The sequence below is a fragment of the Salmonirosea aquatica genome (assembly GCF_009296315.1).
Taxonomy (GTDB): domain Bacteria; phylum Bacteroidota; class Bacteroidia; order Cytophagales; family Spirosomataceae; genus Salmonirosea; species Salmonirosea aquatica.
Genome location: NZ_WHLY01000002.1, coordinates 4,176,184 through 4,200,562 on the forward strand (window position 1 = coordinate 4,176,184; position 24,379 = coordinate 4,200,562).

The 24,379-nt window shown below is 53.2% G+C and carries 10 protein-coding genes and 1 pseudogene; 8 read left to right on the forward strand and 3 right to left on the reverse strand.

Annotated features, from left to right (window positions below):
• Positions 1 to 26 precede the first annotated feature (26 nt).
• Together GBK04_RS18330 and GBK04_RS18335 are read right to left on the reverse strand one after the other, a co-directional pair.
• Positions 27 to 3,005, reverse strand: coding sequence for a PVC-type heme-binding CxxCH protein (locus GBK04_RS18330; protein WP_373331098.1), 2,979 nt, complete (start codon positions 3,003 to 3,005; stop codon positions 27 to 29).
• Between the two features lie 5 nt (positions 3,006 to 3,010).
• Positions 3,011 to 5,116 carry a hypothetical protein gene (locus GBK04_RS18335; RefSeq protein ID WP_152762139.1) on the reverse strand — a complete coding sequence of 702 codons (2,106 nt, stop codon included), beginning with the start codon at positions 5,114 to 5,116 and terminating at the stop codon, positions 3,011 to 3,013.
• 308 nt (positions 5,117 to 5,424) lie between these two features.
• Here GBK04_RS18335 and GBK04_RS18340 point away from each other — a divergent pair, with 308 nt between their 5' ends.
• Both GBK04_RS18340 and GBK04_RS18345 read left to right on the forward strand, forming a co-directional pair.
• Positions 5,425 to 7,104: a glucosidase family protein gene (locus tag GBK04_RS18340; RefSeq protein WP_152762141.1), complete on the forward strand. Its 1,680-nt coding sequence runs from the start codon at positions 5,425 to 5,427 to the stop codon at positions 7,102 to 7,104.
• 58 nt (positions 7,105 to 7,162) lie between these two features.
• The gene (locus tag GBK04_RS18345; protein WP_152762143.1) at positions 7,163 to 8,701 is read left to right on the forward strand and encodes a cellulase family glycosylhydrolase; all 1,539 of its coding nucleotides are present in this window, start codon (positions 7,163 to 7,165) and stop codon (positions 8,699 to 8,701) included.
• A gap of 5 nt (positions 8,702 to 8,706) precedes the next feature.
• Here GBK04_RS18345 and GBK04_RS18350 read toward each other — a convergent pair whose 3' ends face one another.
• Positions 8,707 to 12,747: a hybrid sensor histidine kinase/response regulator transcription factor gene (locus GBK04_RS18350; protein ID WP_152762145.1), complete on the reverse strand. Its 4,041-nt coding sequence runs from the start codon at positions 12,745 to 12,747 to the stop codon at positions 8,707 to 8,709.
• Positions 12,748 to 12,829: 82 nt separating this feature from the next.
• Between GBK04_RS18350 and GBK04_RS18355 the strand changes: the two genes are divergently transcribed.
• The 6 genes and pseudogenes from GBK04_RS18355 to GBK04_RS18380 all read left to right on the forward strand — a co-directional run bounded on the left by GBK04_RS18355 (position 12,830) and on the right by GBK04_RS18380 (position 24,296).
• On the forward strand, positions 12,830 to 16,123 hold the full coding sequence (locus GBK04_RS18355; RefSeq protein ID WP_152762147.1) for a SusC/RagA family TonB-linked outer membrane protein: 3,294 nt from the start codon (positions 12,830 to 12,832) through the stop codon (positions 16,121 to 16,123).
• A gap of 9 nt (positions 16,124 to 16,132) precedes the next feature.
• The gene (locus GBK04_RS18360; protein ID WP_152762149.1) at positions 16,133 to 17,635 is read left to right on the forward strand and encodes a RagB/SusD family nutrient uptake outer membrane protein; all 1,503 of its coding nucleotides are present in this window, start codon (positions 16,133 to 16,135) and stop codon (positions 17,633 to 17,635) included.
• Between the two features lie 255 nt (positions 17,636 to 17,890).
• Positions 17,891 to 18,925: a GntR family transcriptional regulator gene (locus tag GBK04_RS18365; RefSeq protein ID WP_373331099.1), complete on the forward strand. Its 1,035-nt coding sequence runs from the start codon at positions 17,891 to 17,893 to the stop codon at positions 18,923 to 18,925.
• Between the two features lie 29 nt (positions 18,926 to 18,954).
• Entirely contained in the window at positions 18,955 to 22,398 is a 3,444-nt protein-coding gene (locus tag GBK04_RS18370) for a VCBS repeat-containing protein (RefSeq protein WP_373331100.1), read from the forward strand.
• Positions 22,399 to 22,639: 241 nt separating this feature from the next.
• Positions 22,640 to 23,475 (forward strand): annotated as a pseudogene (locus GBK04_RS18375) (MBL fold metallo-hydrolase).
• A 65-nt stretch (positions 23,476 to 23,540) separates the two neighbouring features.
• A complete protein-coding gene (locus GBK04_RS18380; RefSeq protein ID WP_152762155.1) occupies positions 23,541 to 24,296 on the forward strand; it encodes a patatin-like phospholipase family protein in 756 nt (251 codons plus the stop codon).
• The last annotated feature ends 83 nt before the right edge of the window (positions 24,297 to 24,379 follow it).

Below are 24,379 nucleotides of genomic sequence, written 5' to 3' on the forward strand. Positions count from 1 at the left end.
CCTGTCGAGTACCTCTTGTCGCTTATTTAGTTCAGGCTTTCCAGATAGGACACAAGGTCAATCAATTCCTGCTGGGAGAGAACTTCACCAAACGGAGGCATCATAGATTGAGGTACCTTGGTTTGGGAAATAATGCTGGTTTTCGGTATAGTTTGGGTTAGGCCGCCGGGGAGTTTCAGAACAACCTCCTGATTCGATTCACTGTTGATCAGGCCCATCAACTGACCCTCGCTTCGAGTTTGGATCAGGTAAGTTTCGTATCCTTGATTGATGCCCTCATCGGGATACAGAATGGCCCGGAACAGGCTTTCCTTCGGTAGCTTGGCGCCGATTTTGGAGAGTTCTGGTCCGAACAGGACACCCGATCCGCGCACCCGATGGCAGGCCTGGCAATTCTGAGCAAAAATTGTTTTCCCCCGATCAGGTACCCCCTTCGCACTGACCAGCAAATAGATGGGATCGAGCGGCTCGCCGTTTCGGGCGGCCGGTTTGGGTAAGTAGTTGGCGGCTTCGCGCTTGATCTCATTGCGGTAAGCACTGAATAATACACTAGCCGCGCTGGGTTTCAAGACTTCGGGGAAGGTCTTTTTCTTAACCTCATCCAGCAAATAACGTTCGCCCACCCAGGTACTGCCCAGCACCCGGGTAGCTTTTTTTCGGAGTTCCACCGGTCGGACTTCGTTCAGCATCGTCTCCCGCAGCAACGCCAGGGCGTCGGGACTGCCATTTCCCTGCAAGGCAGTCATGATAGCCCGAGCCGTTGAATCATCCTGCATTTGTTTTTGGATGTATTCTTTCCCGCCAAACCGCCACAGCAGCTGCAAAGCCTCGACCCCTACCTGACGTTCTGCACAACACCGGACCAGATTCAGGAGCTGGCTCTTCTGATCGGAACGATTGAATTTATCGACCAGATGCACGTAACTTTCCGTTTGACCCGCCGTAGCCAAAGCCGTTTCAATCGCCCGATCGAGCATCGGAGTCCGGACCAAGGACTTGCTGTCCATGTGCTCAAGAGCCAGTCGTTGAACATCAGGGCGGGGATCGGCCAGCAGCGATAACAGTACCTTATTTTTGGTCGGGGAATTATGGAAGTCGAAAGCCCGGAAATAACGCAGCGTTTCGGCTACATCGGGTGTCTCCCGAATCAGTTGGGCCAGCATCGGCAACGCCTTCGCCGAGCGGATCCGCCAGACAATATCGCGCCCCGCCGGGGTATCCCACTTGTTATCGACTTTCCGTAGCCAAGCCTCGAAACAGGCGTCGGCATTAAGATCGGAGCCGATTCCCAGGGCCTCAAGGTACCAGCGGTCGCTACCCGTGTGCTGAATGGCCAGCGTCGCCCACGACTCGGCCGCTTCGGTGGTTTTGAGAGGCCGCAGGGCAATGGCCCACTCACGCCGTACCTCCGGGGCAGGATCTTTTGCCAGTTTGGCGAAAAGTAAAAATGGAAAAACAGGTAGCTGCCGCGCGGCTCTCAGGGCAGTAATGCGAATATCAGGATTCGACTCCCCAAGGGCGAGGGTCAGGTGCGAGGTACCTTTGTCTTCCAGCTGCGCCAGTAACCACAACGCCCTGGCCTGCCAGATTGGATTGCCCGAATGATACAGTTTCTCCAGTACGGTTTCTGCCGAGGTACCTGCTTTCTTCAAACTACTCCAGGCTTTTCGGCGCGCCGCCCAGTTGGGGCTTTTCAGGGCTTCGGCTGCCGCTTCATAGGTGTCGAAACGTAGCTTGGGTACCCGATATGCCCGGTTATTCCCGTAGCTGATGCGGTAAATCCGGCCTTTGTCGGCATCGGCTGCTGTGCCTCCCCCAATGCCGGGATCGTACCAGTCGGCCACCAGCACCGATCCATCGGGTGCTACACTCACATCGATCGGACGGAACCACCGATCACTACTTTTTAATACCTCTTGAATAGTGGCGCGGTACCCTGCGCCCTCTTTTTGAAGGTGGTAAGTCCGCACCACATTGTGCAGGGCTTCAGCGTGGATCAGTTGCCCCCGGTAGGACGATGGCCACTGCTCTCCTTCGTAAAAGCAAAGACCGGCCGGGGAGCCAGACCCGGTGATCAACACATTGGGGACCACACCAGGGTCGTTCTGATGCCAGTGGCGTTCGGGGATAGTCTTTTCAAGATTCGTCCGGAAAGTAGTCCAGGCGGCACCGGTCATTTCGTCGGCAAACCCATAGTTTCCGTATTCCAGCACGTAGTTGATACGGACCGACTCATTACCATCGTCGTCATTGTCGGACACCCAGAGATTACCGTACGAATCGAGCGCAGGCTCGTAGTGGTTCCGGAAGTTATGAGCGATGGTTTCCAATTGGCTGCCATCGGGATTGCAGCGCAGAATCAGGCCATTCCAATACGGTTTTCCTTTTCCGTTGACCGGATTTCCGGCCTTATCCAGCACGGGGGTACCCTGCTTGTCGAGTACTTCACCGCCGTGGTTGCCCATCGAGAAATATAGCTTGCCGTCGGGTCCCCAGAAGGGCGCGTGGATACCGTGGTCACGCGCGCCAAAACCCGAAAACAGGGTATCGATGCGGTCGGCCCGGTCGTCGTGATCAGTATCGAAAAGCATCAGGAGGTAGGGGGCCTGGGCCAGATACACCCGGTCTTCACCCAGCAACAATCCCATGGGTGATTTCAGACCGGGATGTTCAAAAAAAACGGTTCGCTTATCCGCTTTTCCATCGCCGTCGACATCTTCCAGAATGACGACTTTATCGCCTTTTTTATCGAACTCAGCGGGTGCTACGTCATAGTTGTGCGACTCGGTCACCCAGACCCGCCCGCGCTCATCGACTTCCAGGTTGGTCGGGTTGGTTACCAGGGGTTCCGCGGCGAACTGCTGCACGATGAATCCGGCAGGTACCTGCATCGTGTCCGCATCGGATTTTGCGTGGTGCGGCGCAGGTACCTCAACGACAAAGCCACTGAGGCAAACCAGCAGGCAAATGATGCAGAACCCCACTATTTGATAGTTAACCCTCATGAAGTTCATTGTAGTACGATTTCACCCGTTTGGGCATCCAGAAGCAGGGTGGTACCTTGCTTCAAAGGAACAGAGATGGACTTCCCGTTTTTGAGTCGGATGGTCCGGGTACCTCCCGCTTTGGTATGCAGCAACAGCAAACCCGAATTGGCATAGGTAAAATCGTTCTGTTCGTTGTAGATATGACAACCCGCCTGTCGGAAAATTTCGCGAAAGCCATCCGTTCCATTCAGGGGCAGTCCGCAGAAAACCGAGGTGAATTCCTTTTCTTGTTTCCGGGCAATGATAACCTGGTCGGTACCTGCAAGCCGGGCCAGAGGCTGGGCGCTTTTATCCTGCACCACCACGAGGGGTTCGACCGGTCCGCTGAATGTATAGGTGTAGCCGGGTGTCAGAAAGTTAACCGATGGGGCCGGGCCAGTGGGTACGCGTTCGAGATTCATGCCCGTAAGCGTCTTGACAAAATCCAGATCCAGCCGGGTACCATTGGTATAGCCGGTCAGGTAATTCCAGATAATCGTCCGGTTGTTTTTGGCCACTTTCTTTTGAATGAAATCGCGTTGCGCATCGGTCAGGGCATACACATTCATGAATACCACCGCCTTGTACTGGTCCAGGTTCACGCGATCGAGATCGAAATCGTAAATCTGATCGCCCACCGTGCCCGACCGCAGCGCCTGTTCGATGGAATGATCGAGTACATTGACCGTGATGGGCAGCGGGGCGGATTTCAGGTAGTAAAATACATCCTGACTCCAGACATAAAGCACGTCGGCTTCAGAATGGTAAGGTACCGTCAGCCGCTTTTCAAAGAGCTGTTTCTCAGCTTGCATGCTGGCCAGGTACCTCGGATTGTCCCACCAGCCAAAGCCTTTCTGCGGACCAAAATCGTAAAACCAGAAACCGATGCCCCGCATGAGCGGCAGCAGCGCCGACCGACGGATGATATTGGCATAGGTCGAGTCATACCGCTCGGTGTACCGGATATTTTCAAAATCATTTTTGGCGTGAAGGTACCCGTTGTCGATCTCGTCAAACCACAATTTATCATGCAGAAGCGTCGACTCGATGATGCCCCGCGAATTGCCCGAGCCACCCGCCTTGCGGCTATCGGGCCAGTAGGTTTGGGGAGCAGCGAGGTAGTCGATGTAGGGGCTGTCCAATACCTGCCGAATGAACAAATGCCCGCCTACCGTCTGCCGATTGAAAGTCATGTGCAGGTACCCATAGAAAATACCGGTAACGATGGGCCGGGGCCAGGTATCTTTTACCAGCTTACAGAAGTAGATGGCATCGTCGGCAACCACCTGCTGCTGGGCGGTGAAATAGTCGATGGTACGCTGTTCCTGGTTGGGGTCCTTGAAAAAACCATCCTGCGTTTTGAGCCGCTCGGCGGTATTGGGTACCGTAGCATCAGCGAGCGTGTAGGTGGTCGATTGCCAAGCTTTTTGCAACGCTTCCTTGGTTTTATATTTGGTTTTGAGCCAGTTGCGGAAGTAGGCAGTCATAGCCGGGCCCGTGTCGGGATCGTGGTCGATAAAGCCCCAGTAATGCCATTCGCCGTAGATACCCCCGGCCACGTGCATGCCGATGACGGCGTTTCCTTCGGGTGTTTTTGCCAGTTTTTGGCAAAGTTCCACCAGCTTCTCACCCGACTCCTGCTTCCAGCGGGCCGAGGCCAGGCTGGCCCGTAGCGCCGCGTGAATGTCGTGTTCTTCGTTGTGGTAGGGTGGTCCGGCCTTGAGAGTGGTATCCACGGGCGTATCGGCAAACTGCGTGCACTCCTCGGGATGGGCTTTGTTCCACCAGAACGGCGCATTGACATGAATGCGAATGACGACGCTGGCGTCCTGACACTGGTCCAGCACCCCGCGCACCTGGTGTTGCGCCTTACGGATGTCGAGCGTGTCGGTATTGGGGTACCAGAGGTCTTCGAGCCACAAATCGACCTGAAAAAGCCGGAAGCCGATCTGGCAAAAATTATTGAGATTACGGGCAGGTACCTCTTCCCACGACCACCGCCCTCCGTAGGCATGCGTAAGGGCATAAAAGGCGGGTACCTGCGGGGTGTCGTTCACGAACAAGGTAGGTCGCCCATTATAAGATTTCACGACGGCCGATCTGGGTTCCTGGGCGCACAGGTCCGAAAATATCAGCAGGAGTAGAATTGGCAAAAAAAACCTCATCAATAGAATCAAGTATAAAGCGGCTTGTAGGGCGGCATTTTTTTGGTTTTGGATGCTAGTTACGACAAACGGGCGGCCGCCCTGTCCTGTTCTGTATGGATTGGGAAGGTACCCTGGCTAGAAATTCCGGGCCAGTGTTTCCAGGCCACCGAGGATAAAGCAGGATAAACCTTCCATTTGCAGCTATTTACTTGCTGACTTATTTGTGCCCTTTATGCAAAATCATAATACCTATGCGAACCGTTGGTAAACTTCTCTTTCTTTTCAGTGTGGCGCTTGGTAATACCTGTCTGGGGCAGGCGCAGACCGAATTTGGTCAGGGTGCCGGCGAATATCAGACTTTCTTCGACAGTATGAAGAAGCAGCTAATCCAAACTGAGTACCGCAAAACCGTGCATTTCAGTGGCAAGGAGCAGAAACAGTTTGTGCAATGGATTCGCGATCATGTGCATGTCATGAAAGCCATGAAGTACTTCGAGCCGGATATTAGTAGTTTCTGGCAGTTTTTCGTGGAGAATCAAACCCGGGAAGGTCTGTACTACGACTATTATTACCCTATGAATGCGCGCGAGAACCACCGTATGAATCTGTTCGACAAGCGCTACTGGCACATTTTTGCCCGCGACACGATTCAGATGCACCGGCTGCCGGTGGAGGCCGATCTGGAATACCTGATGGTGGAAGGCGGCCATTATATATGGCAGGCCACCGGCGATACGGCCTACATTCGTCAATGGATCGATCGATTGGAAAAAGGCCTTCACTATTCCATGACCGACCCATTGCGATGGTCGGACAAATACCAGCTGGTAAAGCGCGGCTATACGCTCGATACCTGGGACTTCATGCAACTCCCGACGACCCGGGCCGAGTACGTGCAGCAGGGCCACGATGTCCAGACCGGTATTTTTGACATCGATGAAAATACGCCGATGGGCATCATGCACGGAGACAACAGCGGCATGTACGCCGCCAGCCGGCAACTGGCCCAATTGTATACGGCCTTAGGAAATTCGCAGAAAGCTACCTACTGGACCGAACAGGCCGAAGGTTTCAGAAAACGGACAAACGACCTCTGCTGGAACGGCCGCTATTACGCCCATTTTGTTCCTGACGATCCGATGCCGACCTACCTCAAGATGGATCAGAAAAATACGCTGAGCCTGTCCAATCCCTACGACATCAACCGGGGCTTGCCTACCGATTCGATGGCTCAGTCAATCATCGAAACCTACCGGGGCCTCCGGGATAGTAACGTGGAAAATGCTTTTGCGGAATGGTTTGGCGTGTACCCGCCCGTGGAGCCGAGTTTTGCCGGGTACCTGCCCGGTTCGTATATGAACGGAGGCGTCAATACTATCGTGGGCGGAGAGCTGGCCAAAGCGGCTTTTCAGCACGGATACGAATCGTACGCCCTCGATATTCTGAACCGGATGATGGCCCTCAATGCCAAACACGGAGGTACCCTTCCAGTTTCCTATAAGCCCGATGGTACCGTGGATGCCGGTATTCCGGACAACTGGGGGCAGGCCGCCGTCATGAGTGCATTGGTAGAAGGACTGGCGGGCGTGGTGGATCTGGATCAATCGTTCAAGCAGGTCGAACTGTCGCCCCGCTGGTTGGCGGCCAACAAAAACGATGTGTCCATTACCATTGCCTACGGTCCCTCGGGCAAATCGGTCAGCTATACGTATCAGCATGATTCAAAAGGCAAAACCATTTCGCTAGCCGTCAAGGGCGATCCGGAGCAATACACGATCCGGCAACTTCTGCCACCGGGCAAGCAACTTAGGCAGGTAAGTATTGACGGTAAAAAGAGCATTGCCAGCCTGGAAAAAGTTAAAGACAGCCAGTATGTGGTGATTAGGGAGGTACCCGCCGGGACGCATCAGGTTACCGTGAGCTACCGCTGAACGAACTCCTGCTCTTCTCAAAATCGAAAATTTTGCTTTATTGTTATTCTACGCGCGTATGAAAACCCTTCAAGTGTATTTTGTACTTCTGCTCCTGGCTACCTGCGGGTTATTAGCCTGTAAAAATACGGACTCCGGCACTTCGCCTGCGCCAGTAATACCCGGCGTACCTCCGGTTACGGAATCTGCTGATTTCTCCGTAAACGGGTCGACAATAGTAGATAAAACCGGCGCGGAATTTATCGCGAAAGGCATCAATGTCAACGGTCCGGGTTGGCCTTGGACCCGACAGACAATTCCTGATATAAACCTGATCGTCGATACCTGGAAATTTAACACCATACGGCTAAACTGCTGGGTACAGAATCCCCCATACAACAATCCCAACAATTCCGATCTAGATGCGATCGTGAAGTCATTTACTGATAAGAAGGTGGTCGTAATACTGGAAGACCATAGTTTTACCGGTACGTATCCAAACACTGACCAGTTGAATACCGCCGTTTCGTGGTGGACCGCGCAAGCACTTAAGTACAAAACGAACGCGTACGTCTGGTTTAATCTGATTAACGAACCCGGTAGCTCAGGCTCAGGATCCGTACCGGCTTCGTGGCTAACAGTCCACGAAACAATCATCAAGGCCATCCGCAATGCCGGAGCCGACAATATAATCGTGTGCGATGAGCATGGATATGGGCAGGCCAATGGGTTTGCCGCAACCGAAAATAGTGCAGCACTCACTTACGGCGAAATGCTTACCAGCAAGTACCGGAATCTTGTGTTTTCCCTGCATCTTTATGATTTGTGGGTTTATGGAAAATCAAGGCTGGACAACTATGTAAATTCAGTAAAGGCCAAAAAACTGGCCCTTCTCATCGGCGAATATGGCGTTGGGTCAACCGATGTGACGGCCGAAGTTGCCTCGTCTGTCATGCAGGTGGGTATTCCGCAAAAGATAGGGCGGATTGGTTGGCACTGGGCCGGAATCGATACCTACAAATTGGCCAATACAGGCGATGGCGGTGGGTTTGCCATCGACAATACGACGGGGGCAAAACCCACCAATCTTGGCTTTGGCGGAAACCTGATCTGGCTGGATAACCATACTCAATTACAGGGTACCGATGTGGCTTTGACGCCGCCCGCCGTTTTGCTTAGCAATGCTAATTTTGACGGAGGAACCCTCGTCAATAACTCCGCAAACATTGCCGGTTGGGTTAATTTCGGCACGGCTCAACTGGACAATACCCCGACCAACGTCAAAGAAGGTAACTATTCGGTGAAGGTAAAACAGGGAGCAGCGGGGGGATTGGGTCAGGTCATTTATCTGCAACCCGGCGCGACCTACAAAATAACCGCCTGGGGAAAAAACAGCCAGACTGTTTCGGTGGCGACGATAGTAGCTCTGAAGTACACTACCACCGCGGGTGGTACCGAAACCCAAGTTGGTTCGCTCAATTTTACCGAAGTGGGTTTTCAGGAAAAGTCAGCCATTTTTACCTTACCGGCATCTATTACCAGTATGTTTCTGGTTATCTACAAAAGCGATACGGCTTCGGATTTCTGGTGCGATGACATCCGAATAACAAAACAGTAGCTAATCTAAGTCTTTGCCTGAAACTCCTGAGGACTTTTGCCAAATTCTTTTTTGAAACAGCGGGTGAAATAGGCAGGATCGTTGAAACCTACCTGCCAGGCCACTTCCGAGACATTGAAGTGGCCGCTTTCCAAAAGCTGCACCGCGCGTTTCAGCCGTACCTGTCGGATAAACTCGATACCTGACATATTGACGATGCTTTTCAGTTTGCGGTAGAGCTGCATCCGGCTCATGTTCATCGCCTGCTCCAGCTGCTCCACGTCAAAATGGGCATCGTCGATGTGCGTTTCGACAATGGCCACCGCTTTTTGAATAAACTGCTCCTCCATGGGTGGGAGTTGAATTTCGGTGGGAGCAACCAGTAGTTTTTTGCTCCATTTCTCGCGCAAGAGTTGGCGGTTCTGGATCAAGCTTTTCACCTTGGTTTCCAGTACGGCCAGATTGAACGGCTTGGTCATATAATCGTCGATGCCAGTATTGAGGGCCAGGATCTGACTCTGGTTGGCTGATCGGGACGTAAGCAGCAGGAAAGGGATATGGCTGGTTTTTTCATTGCTTCGGATCGCCTGGCAAAGCTCCGTACCGTCCATTTCGGGCATGAGCCAATCCGATAGAATAAGGTCGGGAATATGTTTCTGGGCCAGCGAAATCGCCTGTCGGCCATGGGCCGCCGTCAGAACCTGGTAACTGGTGGCGAAACTCTCGCTCAGGTACTGTCTGAGCTCTTCGTTGTCTTCCACAACCAGCAGAATGGGTTGGGCTTTGTCCGTAGGGATGGATACGGCGGGCCGTTCCGGATCAAACGTGGGCAGAATCGCCTGTGGCATTGCGGCCGACGAATCGGCGGGTTGGGCCAGCCACTCGGCTGGGAAGGCCGTTTCAGCCAGCGGCAGGTACACCGAAAACGTGGTACCTACGGATTGGGTACTTTCTACAGTAATGCGCCCCCGGTGGAGTTCGACCAGCTCACGGGTCAGGGCCAGGCCAATTCCGCTACCCGATTTCTTCTGCGCAGGCAGCCCGTCGGCCTGGTAGAAACGCTCAAAAATGTGGGCCTGGGCTTCTTCCGACACGCCAATTCCGGAATCCTTTACCGTTAACTTTATGCTTTTTTCGGATGGATCAATGCTTACAACTACCCTGATCTCCCCACCCTGGCGTGTGAATTTTAGCGCGTTGGATAAGAGATTGTAAACTACCTTTTCAACAATATCCGGATCGAAGCACCCATCGAAGGAATCGAAATTAGACAGAAAAATGAGGTTGATCTGTTTATTTTCGGCCAATTCGTCAAAGTAATGGACGATACGTTCTACGAACGGCACGATGTCGTTGCGGCTGATGTCCGGACGCAGACTTTGACTCTCTAACTTCGATAAATCCAGGAGTTGGTTGATGAGCCTGAGCAGGCGCTGGCCATTGCGCTGGATGGTCAGGAACTGGTGCTGGAACCGTTGACCCAAGGTAGGGTCGCCGATCAACTTATCCATTGGAGCCAGAATCAGCGAAAGCGGAGTCCTGAATTCATGAGAAATATTTGTAAAAAAGCTGGTTTTGGCATCATCGAGGGCTTTGATGGCATCCGCTTCCAATTGCTTCATGCGAATATCGGCTTTAAGCCTTTCTCTAATCAGAATAACCCGTCGGAGGACGAACAAGGTACCTAGCAAGAGTAACGTATACAACGAATAGGCCCACCAGGTACGGTACCAGGGAGGCAGCACGGTGATCTGCACCGATCTGATCGGGCTCCAGTCCCCATTCCCGATGGCGGCTTTTACCAGAAAAGTATAATCGCCCTCGTGCAGATTGGTATACGGTGCCGATCGCTGCGAACCTACGTAGTTCCAGTCGTCGTCAAAGCCGGTCAGTTGGTAAGCGTACCGGATGTTGCGGTGGGGCAGGAACGATAACGCCGTAAAGTCAATCGTGAAAACCGATTGCGACGGACGGAAAACAAGGCGCGTGGCATCGGTTAGATCCACGGATGTTGGTGCATCGGCGTCGGTGGGGCTAACGGGGCGGTTAAATAATTTGAGGCTGGATAAATACACCTTGGGCGGCGCTGTTTTTTCGCGCACCCGCTCGGGCCGGAATACGACGAGGCCGAGCATATTCCCAAAAGCTAACTCACCCGTAGGAAGTCGGGCGCAGGCATCCGGTAAAAACTCCCGGCCAATGAGTCCGTCGCTCGGATCATAATTTTCGATACCCAAAGTGCGGGGATTGAAGCACGAAATGCCCCCATTGGTCGAGAGCCAGAGGTTATGCGCTTCGTCCTCGACGATAGCGGCAATGAAGTTGTTGGCCAGCCCTTGCTGGCTGGTCAGGGATTGAAATTTTTCGGTTCGGGCCTCGAATCGCTGTAAACCGTTTCCGTTTGTCCCGATCCAGAGTCGTTTTTGAGAATCCTCATATAGCGTGGTAATACTGTTGCTACCCAGGCTGCCCGGCGTAGGACTGCTGGTAAAATGACGGATACGGCCCGTTCGGGGATTCCAGCGGAGTAGCCCGGAATTGTAGGTACCAATCCATAAATTACCGTACGAGTCCTCACAGAGCGTATTGAGATCCAGTTTTTGAAAAAAACTGCTCAGCGGTCGGGTATCGACCCGGCGAAGTTGCCGGGTACGCTCATCAAACTGGTACAACTCCCGCTCGTGGGTTCCGATCCACACGTGGCCGGATGCCGACAGGGCAAAGGCCTTCACCGATTTGCTTTTTCCGCCCAATAGGTAGGGCGTAAATTGCTGTTGATCGGCGTCGTAAAAAGCAAAACCTGCGGTCCAGGTACTGATCAGCAGATTGCCTTGCGGGGTAGTACAAATCGTATTGATATCATTGGCCGCCAAAGCCGAATTGTCGGACGTAAAACGCCGAAACCCATTTCGGTCGGCCGAAATCCGGGTCAAGCCCTTCGTCGAACTCGTCCATAAATTCCCGATCCGGTCGTAGGCGACGGCCGTTACCCGGTCGTCCAGCAGGCTTTGCGGATTGTGGGGCTGGTGCCGGAAAGAACTGAATCGTTCGGGCTGGGCATACCGGATATTGACGCCCCCTTGCCAGGAACCGATCCAGACATTGCCGGCGGCATCGCAAAACGCTTTTTTTAGGGCGTGGGTACTCAGGCTACGTTCATCCTCACTATCGGGGAGGAGGTAGATCCGTTTCTCGCGGTCGCCCTGTGGGTATAGCCAGGCACCATAATCGGTCAGTATCCAAAGGTTTCCTGTCCGGTCATCCACCACATCCGTAATGACATTAACTTTTTCATACACACCCGGCTTGATCAGCTCCTGCCGGAACGTTTTGGCCAGAGGATCGAACTGAAACAAGCCTCGGCCGTTTGTACCGACCCATAAGCCGCCCCAGCGGCCTTTTTTGATGACGTTGATCGTCTGATGATGCGGAGCCGCTTCGGCGATAAACGGAATAGGGTAGGCGGCCAGTTCGCCCGTAGACGCCGTCAGCGCGAGTAGGGTACCCTGCTCGGTTCCGAGCCAAAGTACCCCCTGCTCATCCCGGTACATAGCCGTAATGGAATTGTCCACGCGCGGATCTTGCCAGTGCGCTATTTTCTTTTGGGCAAAATCATAATAAAATAGTCCCCCTTCCACGGTACCTATCCACAGGCGGCTTTCATCTTCGGCAAAACAGGAAATACTGATCTGTTTGGTGGGATTATCCGGTGAGTAGAGCGAATAATGCTCAAAAGTTTCGCCGTCTTCACGAAGTCGACTCAAGCCGTTTTTACGGGGCCCGACCCAGAGGGTACCGTGCCGGTCGGCATAAATAGCCCCAAGGTTGCTGGTGGGGAGGCTCGTCGGTTGGCCGGGCTGGTTGCGATAGACTTTGAATGTATAGCCGTCGTAGCGATTCAGTCCGTCGGCGGTAGCCATCCAGATGAAGCCTTTTTTATCCTGCACCATTTCCCATACGGTGCTCTGCGACAGACCATCAGCCGTTGTCAGATGCGCGAACGAGATTTGGCCATAGGCCGGAAATCCCAGGATAAGTACTAGCAGGTAAGGTTTCAGAATACGCATTACTATGACAGAACAGGACAAAGTTATCTTCTAAAGATTTCAATTTTCACCCTTAAAATACAAATCTTTTACTGACTCTTACATGATGAACCTACTTTACCGGTGTCTAGGTACACTACTAATCGGGGTGGGGCTACTGCTGCTTTCAGGCAGTACCTATGCCCAGAACCGAATATTACGAGGAAAAGTACTCGAGGCGGGCCCCAATACCCCATTGCCCGGAGCGAGCGTGATTGTGGCCGGCTCGAATCAGGGTACCACGACGGATGCTAATGGTACCTTCAGCCTGTCCGTTCCCGAATCGGCGCAGCAGCTTGTCGTTTCGTTTGTGGGCTACACCCGCCAGGAAGTTCCAATTACCAACGCGGGCGAGTACACGGTTTCGCTGGTATCCGAAGAAAGCTCCCTGAGCGAAGTCGTGGTGATCGGCTATGGCTCCCGCGAGAAGAAAGATCTGACGGGGGCCATTTCGACGGTTTCCTCCAAAGAAATCAGCAAAAGCATCGCTCAGGCTCCCGAACTGGCCATGCAGGGCCGCATGGCCGGAGTGTACGTGTCGACCCCCGGCGGTAGTCCGCTGGCCCGGCCTCAGGTGCGGATCAGGGGCGTGGGTACCTTCGGTAACGCCGAGCCCCTGTATGTGGTCGACGGGATTCCCCTTACGGAATTCGGTTCGGGTACCGACAACGCCTCAGGATCCATTACGCGCGACATCCGGGGCAATGTAAACGTACTGTCGATGATCAACCCGAATGACATCGAGTCTATTTCTGTGCTTAAAGACGCGTCGGCGGCGGCCATTTATGGCGTGCGGGCCGCCAACGGCGTGGTGCTGATTACGACCAAAAAAGGTGCGAAAGGCGCCCCGAAAGTGGATTTTTCCCTGTCGCACAGTATTCAGAACGTAACCAAAAAGCTGAATATGCTGGATGTACCCCAATTTACGGCCCTGTACCGCGAAGCCTACGCGAACAATCCCAATGAGGCCGTCAACCTGCCCGCACAATTCAATCCGGATAGCCCCAACTATCTCGGCAATCTACCTACTACCGACTGGCAGACGCCCCTGCTGAACCGGAACGCGCCCAACACCGATTACAGCCTGCGCGTATCGGGAGGCAATGAGTCGACCCGTTACTATGTGTCGGCGGGGTATACGGATACGGAAGGTCCGCTGATTCAGAATAATCTGAAACGCTACACGCTGGCGACCAATGTCGATACCAAAATTTCGAAGTACCTCTCGACCGGGCTCACCTACCGGTTGGCGTACTCGGAAGCGCTGGATAATACGCCCAGCGCCCTGCAGTACGCGGCCGATACTTCACCCTGGCAACCGATTTACGATGCTGACGGACCGCTGGGCTACGCGCCTTCGGTGAACGTGACCTTTGCGCCCAACCCCGAGCTGGGCGCGCCCCTTAGCGCGCGTCCCCAGTACCTGCCTTCCATTCCACCCTTTGTCATCGACCAGTCGACACTGCTGTGGGGGCCTGAAACCAATAATAACAGCTTTGGCTCAGCGGCAACCACCGATAACCGCTATACGCTGCTGCGCAACATCGGAACGGCGTTTATTCAGCTGGAGCCTTTACCCGGCCTGCGCTTCAAAGGTACTCTGAGCGCCGACTTTTACTACAATCGCCGCAACAGCTGGACGGATGTCCGCAACTACCTGTTCCTGCAGAATCCTGGCAATCCCTATTCGGTGGGCGATGGTACCTCGAAGGGTACCTACGGCGAACGCCATACCCGCAACACCAACATCGTCAAGGAGTTTAGTATCAACTACACCAAAGCCTTTGGCGACCACCATCTCGATCTGCTGGCCAACGCCATGGACCAGCGCTATGTGTATGAGTTCTTGCAGGGCGGTGCCTCCCAGATCCAGTTTTCACAACCTCAATTTCGCAGTCTCACCAACATCCAGCCTTACACCAATGTCAGTTCCCTGCGCGATATCAACGCGCTGCAGGGGTACCTGGGGCGCGTCAGCTATCACTACGCCAGCCGATACTATCTGGACGCTACACTGCGCCGGGACGGAGCATCGCGGTTTGCCCCCGGGTACAAATGGGGTACTTTCCCGGCCATTTCGGCGGCCTGGCGCATCAGCGCGGAGCCCTTCATGAAATCGGCTACCTTTATCGACGACCTGAAAATCCGGGGGGGATGGGGTAAGCTGGGAAATCAGGAAACACGCTCATTTGCCTACCTGTCGCTCGTTTCCGATGCTCCGGATTATGCCTTGGGGTCGGGCAATGGCAATGCCATAGGTACCCTGCTCAATGGGGTGTCGCTACCCGATTTCCCGGTGCAGAACCTGACGTGGGAGGTAAGCACCACCAGTAGCCTGGGAGTGGACGCTTCGTTCTTTAACGGGAAGCTGACCGCCACTGTAGAGTATTACAACCGCCTCACGTCCGGCATTCTACAGTCAGCCAACCTGGCGGCCAGCGTGGGAAATCAGAATCAGCCCATTCTGAACATTGCCTCGGTCCGCAACAGTGGGGTGGAGTTTCAACTGGGCTACAATGGTTCGATCGGGGACGATTTCCAGTACAACCTATCCGGCAATCTGACCACGACTAAAAACGCGGTGGTATCGACGTTTCAAAATCAGCCCTTTGGTGGTGAATTCGGACGCATCGAAGTCGGTAAGCCCATCGGTTACCTGTGGGGGTACAAGGTGGGGGGTATTTTCCAGAATCAGTCCGAAATAGATACCTGGAAATCCCAATACTCCGACGCGACCAACAACAATAATTTTGCTCCGGGCGATATGTACTTTCAGGATGTGAAGGGCAACCCCACCGAGGCCGGACAATTGCCTTCGGATACGCCGGATGGCGTGGTCAACTCCAACGACCGAACCTTTCTGGGCAGTACGATTCCGGGTTATTACTACGGAGTAAATCTGGGTGGAAGCTACAAGGGGTTCGATCTGTCTATCTTTTTTCAGGGGGTGGGAGATGTGTACCGCTACAATTCCTGGCGGGCCGCGGGCGAGAGCATGAGCAGTACCGGCACGAATCAGTGGACCACGACCCTCGATCGCTGGACGCCCGAGAATCCGTCGACCACGATGCCGCGCGCGGTACGTTCCGACCCCGCCAACAACAACCGATTCTCGGACCGCTTTGTGGAAAGTGCGGCTTTCCTGCGCCTGAAAAACGTACAACTGGGCTATTCGATCCCTGCCTCGCTTACCAAATCACTGGGTTTTATCAATGGTCTGCGGGCTTACGTGGGGGCTACGAATCTGTTTGTCATTACACCTTGGACCGGCCCCGATCCCGAGGATATCGACCGGGGAGGCTCCGAACTTATTCCCCCCGTACGTTCTGTAACACTGGGTATCACCGCTTCTTTCTAACTCGCTATCATGAAAAAATATTCTGTAATTTCTCTGTTTGCCTTCGCTTTTACTATACTGATCTACGCCAGTTGTAACGAAAAGCGGTTGGATCTGCAACCGCTCTCACCCACCGAAGCCTCCTACTTCACCGAAGAATCGGACTTTAATAAAAGTGTGTTGGGGATTTACGCCAAATTGACGGATTTCTACTGGTTCAATGCGAACTCGCCGATCCATGGATTCTGGCAGCTTCCCGGCGACGACATCACGTCTACAGGTACTTACGCCTTCGAGATTTTTGGAACCCTGCAGCCATCCACCAGTCAGAACCAGGTATTTTATCGCACCGCCTATCAGTTGATCAACCGGGCCAACACGACGCTCCAGAAACTGGATGAGGAGAGCGGGATCATTCAGACGCCCAACCTGAAAAACAGTTTTCGGGGTGAAGCGCTGTTCCTGCGCGGATATACCAATTTCCTGCTCTGGAATTATTACGGAACGGCCCCGTTGATTACCGAACGGATTCAGACACCCGATCAGACCACTCCACCCAGTTCCAAGGATACCGAGCTGATCGACCAGGCCATCAAAGACCTGACCGAAGCAGCCACGCTGCTCCCCGCTGCCTGGGATGATATGAATCGCGGCCGGGTAACGAGCAATTCGGCCAATGGTATGCTGGGGAAGGCGCTGGTATTCCGGGGATCGGTCAAGAAAAATACGACGGATTACACCGCGGCCATCGCGGCCTTTAACAAAATAACGGGCGTGCGTCTGGTGGCCGATTTTAATGACAATTTCGACGCTAAAACCGAAAATAACGCTGAATCGCTGTTTGAGTTCCAGGCTTCACAGCCCGATAACGACAATGTCTGGCTGGCCAACGATTTCCAGCGCAATGGCGTGGGCTCGACCTCCGGATTTTGGGGATGGTACGAAGGTTCTTCGCAACTGGGCGGGCAACCCCGCTATACGGCTACGCAAAAGCTGGTTAACGCCTTCGAAGCGGGTGATCCGCGCATCGCCTCGACCCTTGACCCACAGACGCTCATTTTCTACAAATACTGGCACACGGGCGATCAGAAATCACAGTCAGGGGTAGCGTCGGTCAACAATGCCCGCATCCTGCGCTACTCCGATGTGCTTTTGCTGAAAGCCGAGGCCATCCTCGAATCGGGCGGTTCGACGGCCGAAGCGATCGGACTGATCAATCAGATCCGGACCCGGGCGCGTGAGATGGTACCTAACGGAACGGTACCGGCCAATTTCTCCACCACCGAAACCGACAAGGCCAAGATATTTGACTGGATCATGGCTGAACGTTTTCGAGAACTGGCAGGTGAAGAAGGAGCCCGTTGGTTCGACCTGCGCCGCTGGCATTTGGGAGGCAAGATCAACCTGGCTACCTGGGACTGGAGCTCGGCCCGTAATGACGTTTCGTTCGATGTGAATAAGAATTTGTATTACCCCATCCCGGATATTGAAACCAACCTGAACCCCAATATTGTCCAAAACCCAGGGTACTGATTTTCCGCCAGCTACCCTAACGAGAGATTAGTTTCCATTAGGCCGATGTTCAAAGTAGACCGAAGACTTTCTTCGGTCTACTTTTTTTGAAATAGCTTGTTGATGAATATGTTATGTGAAAAATGTCCAAGTTTTTGCACGAATCGTCTAAGTCAGTTACGCTCTGCTTCCCTACTTTCGTGTCACTATCCAGACCGTGTTTCAGGAAGCGGATTCAGTGACTGGCTAATAATTCCACGCAAAACCGCAAAAACGATGATTGGACAAACGACAAACATACGGGCGGGCTTTTTACGCATCGACGAACGGGGAGGTACCCCTAAATTTCTACAGATTGCCAACGGCATCATATCCCAGATCGAAGCGGGGGTATTCAAGCCCGGCGATCGGTTGCCTTCCATCAACGAAGCCAGCACCGAACATTACATGGCCCGCGCCACGGTGGAAAAAGCGTATGGTACCCTGCTGAAGAGTGGACACATCACCTCGTTGTACCGCCAGGGCTTTTTCATTGCCCAGGGCCGGGCCCTGAAAAGGGTTCTGTTCCTGACGGGTAAAATCAACGAGAGCAACCGGACCCTTTTCAATGCTGTCAGCGAGCAACTGGGAAAAGGCTATAAGGTAGATATTTATACGTACGAATATCAGCATAAGTACCTTCTGGACAGTTTGGAAAATCAGGCTGGCCACTACCATTATTTCGTCCTGATGGCCCACCATCTATTCGAGACGGACGAGCTGAGGAAAGTACTGAATAAAATCCCCACCGAGCGCCTCATCCTTCTGGATGACTCCAGCATAGTTTCTTCCATCAAATGTGCATCGGTGCGCTTTGGAGACAGTGACCAGTTCAGGCAGGTACTTGAACAGACCGCCAGCCTGTTTCGGAAGTACCCCGTTCTCAATTTTATCACCACAGACAACCAATATATCCCCGCCGAGTGGTACAATACGTTCTGGTCGTTTACGGAGAAATACGGCCTGAAAGGTCGCGTGATGGACGCGGTAGACGAAGTGCCTCTTCAGAAAGAATCGGCGTACCTGCTCTTTGATGACGAGGATCTGGTAAAAACTGTGCAGGAGGTAATTTCCAAGCGGTGGATGTTGGGGCAGCAGGTAGGCGTCGTGTCTTTCAACGATGCCAGTTTCAAGACCATCGTCGGCGGCGGTATTTCCGTCATAAAAACGGACGTATCCGCCATTGCCCGAAATCTGAGTGCTATCATCACCCGCAATCAGAAGCAAACCGTCCGCATTCCGATGCAATTCATACCCCGCGGTTCTTTATGAAACCGACCCCACTCAACCAGCCTAAAACCATGCGACCACTGCTGCTGTTGATTCCCGTACTGGCCCTGGTGGTGTGGGCCCTTGTCCCGCAACCTCCCGCGAAGCTGTTCCGTCAGCTTCCGTCCTCGCGCACGGGCATATCGTTCAATAACCGGATACAGGAATCCGACTCACTCAATGTATTGCGGTTCGAGTACCTCTATAATGGCGGGGGCGTAGGAATCGGCGACTTCAATAAGGATGGCTGGCAGGATGTATTCTTTACCGGCAATCAGGTTTCCTGTCGATTGTACCTCAATCAGGGGCAACTGGCCGGAAAACCATTGACATTCAAGGATATCACGAAAGAAGCGGGGGTAGGTACCAACGCCTGGTGCACGGGCGTGACGGTAGTGGATATCAACCAGGATGGCTGGGACGATATATACGTCAGCGTGGCGGGCTTCGGCCCGGATACGACCCGGCGGCGCAATTTACTGTTTGTCAATCAGGCCAGCGGTGCCGGAAAGCCTGTAACCTTCCGCGAGCAGGCGCAGGTTTATGGACTGGACGATTGCGGATACAGTACCCAAACCGCTTTTTTTGACTACGATCACGACGGCGACCTGGACGCCTACGTACTTACCAATGCCCTCGACCAGCACAATCGCAACGCCCTGCGCCCCAAGCATGTGAAGGGCGAAGCGGCCTCCAACGACCGCCTGTACCGGAACGAGGGGGTAGGCGCGGCGGGCCATCCGGTGTTTGCTAACGTCACCCGCGAAGCGGGCATTCTTACGGAAGGATACGGGCTGGGAATCGCCGTCAGCGATCTCAACGGCGACGGCTGGGAAGATATCTACTGTTCCAATGATTTCTTATCCAATGATTTGATCTGGGTCAATAACCGCAACGGAACCTTTACGAATCGCGCCCCCGACTACCTTACCCACCAGACTCACAATGCCATGGGGGTCGATATCGCCGATATCGACAATGACCAATTGCCTGATATTATGGTAGTCGATATGTTGCCCGGCACCAACGAACGGCGAAAAATGATGCTGCCCGGCTATAACTACAATCGCTTTCAGATGGACCTAGCGATGGGGTACCAGCCGCAGTTCATGCGCAATACCTTACAGCTGAACCGTGGGCAGAGCGGAGGGATGCAGGAAGGGGTACCCTCTAGGCCAAACTTTTCGGATATATCACAACTGGCGGGTGTCGACAGAACGGACTGGAGTTGGGCTCCTCTTTTCGCCGATTTTGACAATGACGGGTACCGCGACCTACTGATCACCAACGGCTACCGCCGCGATGTAACGAATCTGGATTTTACGGCCTATCTGGCCGATCTGCACGCGGGTGGCTTTGGTGAAGGTCAGAAGAAGAATGCGAAGGCCTACCAGCAGCTCCTGCAGCTTCCCGAAGTCAAACTAGCCAACTACTGCTACCGCAACCGGGGGGGCGAAGGTACCCTGGCCTTTGAGGACGTTTCTGAAAAGTGGGGCTTTGATGCGCCCAGCTTTTCCAACGGAGCGGCTTATGCCGATCTGGACAACGATGGCGATTTGGATATCGTGATTAATGCTATCGACGATGAGGCGTTCGTCTATGAGAATACCCTCAATCAAGAGAGCCAGAAAAAAGTACCCGAAAATAACACCTGGCTCCGGCTTACTCTCGACCGCAATTCGGCGCTGGGAACGAAAGTCAATCTTTACTATAATAGCAAAGTGCAAACGGCAGAATTGAACCCGACGCGGGGGTACGTATCGTCCGTAGAACCTTTTCTGCATTTCGGTTTGGGAAACGCAGCGAAGGTTGATTCCGTGGAAATCATCTGGAATAACGGACAATATCAAGTGCTGCGAAACATTCCCGCCAATCAGTTGCTGCATATTCCCTATCGCCCGATGGGTATTTATAAACAGCCTCTGCCTACTACCCCGGCTTATTTTCAGGAAATTGATCCCCAATTATGGGGGCTGGACTATACACACACAGAAACTGAGTTCAACGACTTTGCCCGCACGCCCCTGCTGCCCCATAAGCAGTCACAGAACGGCCCTCCCTTAGCCGTAGCGGACGTCGATGGCAACGGGCTGGATGACCTGTTCATCGGGTCTGATTTCGAGCAGGAAAGCTACCTGTATCTACAGCAGGCCAATGGTCGGTTCTTCAAAACCAAGGTACCTAAGGAAGCCAATCAGGAGGACACCGGAGCCTTGTTTTTTGATGCCGACCAGGACGGCGACTCCGATTTATATGTCGTCAGCGGGGGGAGCCACGCCGAGGGTACCTCTGCCGCCTATCAGGATCGACTATACCTGAATGATGGCGTTGGCAACTTCTCTCTGAGCAGGCAGTCTCTTCCCACTATCGATATTAGCGGATCGTGCGTAGTAGCGGGGGATTTTGACCAGGATGGTGACCTGGATTTATTCCGGGGCAGCCGCCTTATTCCGGGTCAATACCCCATGCCTGGGAAGAGCTTCCTGCTCGAAAATAGGGGAGGGCGCTTCCTTGACGTCACGGATCAACTGGCGCCCAGCCTTCGGACTCTGGGGCTGGTTACGTCGGCCGCATGGGCTGATACGGATCGTGATGGCTGGCCGGACCTGGCTTTGTGCGGAGAGTGGATGCCCATAACCATTCTTTCCAATCAGGCAGGAAAGCAATTTTCTGTACATAAGGTACCGGGCTCAAGCGGCTGGTGGAATACTCTGACCGCCCGGGATTTTGATCAGGATGGTGATTTGGACCTCATGGCCGGTAACCTGGGATTGAACACCAAGTACAGAGCTTCGCCAGATGAACCCCTTGAAGTATATGCCGCTGATTTTGACAATAACGGGCGCATAGATCCCATCCTGACTGAGTTCAATGGCAATCGAAAGTGGATTCTGCCTACCCGCGATTTAATAACCTCCCAGATTCCGTCCATGAAGCGGCGATTCTCGGATTTCCAGTCCTTTGCAACGGCTACGTTTGAGGAGTCATTCACGGAAGAAGAAATCCAGTCGGCTTACCACCTGAGCTGTACCGAATTGAGAACCATGTACTTCGAGAATACAGGTACCACCTTCAAACCCCATCCGCTTCCTCAGGAGGCACAATTTGCTCCTGTGTATGGCATTTGGACCGAAGACTTCAACCATGACGGGTACCTTGATGCACTTCTGGTCGGAAATTCCTATGCTTCCGAAACTGTCGGGGGTTGGCAGGATGCCTCTAAAGGTACCCTGCTGCTCGGAGCGGGAAAAGGGGCCTTCCGTTACAGTCCCAACCCGGGGATTCTGGCTGACAAAGAAGCCAAAGGGCTCGTTACCCTCCAGCGGACCGACGGAGTTACCTGGATTGTCATTGCCAATAATGGCAACCGACTGCAGATATTTCAGTGGAGCCAGAATAGGAAAGAAATAAACAGAAATTCCTTTCCAGCGCTCAGCGCCCGCTACCTTCCACCTTCTCGAAGCGTCGGCCGATAACGATGTCAGGTACCTTGTGAGCGTATATGCCTAAGACTGTAAACGGTATCATTAAAGCTATCGATAAGGTTCTGCTTTTTTATTTTTTCCAACTGAATTCCGACCAAGAAGGACGTGAACAAGCTCCCGGATTCCTCTATTTGCTCCATAGTTCGTATTTTTGGGGTCTCCCGATCCGATCAATTCCTATAGCTCCCTACCAATCGTTCGGGTTATTTCATCACTAACCTGTATCACTCCCTTGAAGCTACACATTATTGACACCGGATTTTTCAAACTTGATGGCGGAGCCATGTTTGGGGTCGTGCCCAAAGTATTATGGAACAGGCACAATCCTGCCGACGACCAAAACCGCTGTACCTGGGCTATGCGCTGCCTGCTAATCGAGGAGAATGACCGGCTGATTCTGATAGATACCGGACTGGGCGATAAGCAGGATGAAAAATTCTTTGGACATTATGATCTGCATGGCGACGCTACGCTATTGAAATCGATTGGGAAAGCGGGATTCAAACCGGAGGATATTACGGATGTAGTGCTGACCCACCTGCATTTCGACCATGTAGGGGGGCCGTCGTAAACGGACCGAACGGACTGCGCCCGACTTTCCCCAATGCCACCTACTGGTCCAATACCGAACACTGGCAGTGGGCGCTGAATCCTAATCCCCGCGAACGGGCATCGTTTCTGAAGGAGAATATCCTGCCTATTCAGGCTTCGGACCAACTCAACTATATTGAAGCCGGTTCTTCGCCTTTCCAGAACCTAAATTTCATCCATGTGAATGGCCATACCGAGCAAATGATGCTGCCTGTGATTGAGTACAACGGCAATCAGATCATCTACGCTGCCGACCTGATTCCTTCGTCGGCGCATGTGTCTCTGCCCTGGGTAATGGCCTATGATGTGCGACCTCTGCTGACGATGCAGGAAAAGGAGCAGGTGCTAAGCCGCGCAGTGGAAAAAAACTGTATTCTGCTTTTCGAGCACGACCCTGTCTACGAAGCCGCCGTTGTAGAAAAAACCGAAAAGGGGATAAGGATCAGAGAACGGGGACCAATGGCTGCCTTTCTGTAAACTATCGGAGAGGGTTAGCCGTTACTAAAACGCTGACTACCTATCCAGAGTCGGCCATGGCAGTTATGAAAATTGGACTTGTACTATCCGGAGGTGGCGCGCGGGGCGTATCGCACCTGGGTGCGGTGAAGGCGTTATATGAACATGGCATTCGTCCCGATATTATTAGTGGTACCAGCGCGGGAGCCATTGCAGGGGGGCTGCTGGCCTATGGATATAGTCCGGATGAGATTCTGGAAATGATCGTAAGCACCAATTTCGTTCGGTATATGCGGCCTACCTTTGCCGGCAGCGGGCTACTGCTGTTGGACCGGCTGGAAACTTTCTATCGAAAATACATACCAGAAAATACCTTTGAGTCCCTCAAGGTACCTCTCATTGTTTCAGCTACCGATATTTATCTGGGCAAAACCATCTATTTCAGCGAAGGTGAACTGGCCCGTCCGGTGCTGGCGTCCAGTTGTCTGCCGGGTTTATTTGCCCCTATGCAGTTTGGAGGGCATTATCTGGTCGATGGCGGGGTACTCAGCAACATGCCCGTTGAGCCCCTCGAAGGCGTAGCTGATTATATTATTGGGGTACATTGTAATCCGTTCAAGCTGCAGCGTCCTCCCCAAAGTACCCGTGAAGTACTGGCACGCAGTCTTATTTTGGCGGTACACGCCAAAACAATGGAGCGATTCGAAAAATGCCAGCTATTGATTGAATCTCCACAACTGGGCGATTATTCCGTATACGATCTCCGAAAAGCCCGCGAGCTTTTCGTTCTGGGGTATCGTCATGCCCGTCAAGTACTCCGGCAGACTCCTTCCCTGGCCTGAGGCTTCCGTATTCCATCTTCTAGAGTATAAAAAATAACGGCTCTTTTTAGGATTGCATGTTTCTAAGACAAGATACGCTGTAA

Coding starts and splice junctions, on each gene's coding strand:
- GBK04_RS18340 (WP_152762141.1), top strand. CDS start 5,425: ATGCGAACCGTTGGTAAACTTCTCTTTCTTTTCAGTGTGGCGCTTGGT.
- GBK04_RS18365 (WP_373331099.1), top strand. CDS start 17,891: ATGATTGGACAAACGACAAACATACGGGCGGGCTTTTTACGCATCGAC.
- GBK04_RS18330 (WP_373331098.1), bottom strand. CDS start 3,005: ATGAGGGTTAACTATCAAATAGTGGGGTTCTGCATCATTTGCCTGCTG.
- GBK04_RS18345 (WP_152762143.1), top strand. CDS start 7,163: ATGAAAACCCTTCAAGTGTATTTTGTACTTCTGCTCCTGGCTACCTGC.
- GBK04_RS18360 (WP_152762149.1), top strand. CDS start 16,133: ATGAAAAAATATTCTGTAATTTCTCTGTTTGCCTTCGCTTTTACTATA.
- GBK04_RS18370 (WP_373331100.1), top strand. CDS start 18,955: ATGCGACCACTGCTGCTGTTGATTCCCGTACTGGCCCTGGTGGTGTGG.
- GBK04_RS18350 (WP_152762145.1), bottom strand. CDS start 12,747: ATGCGTATTCTGAAACCTTACCTGCTAGTACTTATCCTGGGATTTCCG.
- GBK04_RS18380 (WP_152762155.1), top strand. CDS start 23,541: ATGAAAATTGGACTTGTACTATCCGGAGGTGGCGCGCGGGGCGTATCG.
- GBK04_RS18355 (WP_152762147.1), top strand. CDS start 12,830: ATGATGAACCTACTTTACCGGTGTCTAGGTACACTACTAATCGGGGTG.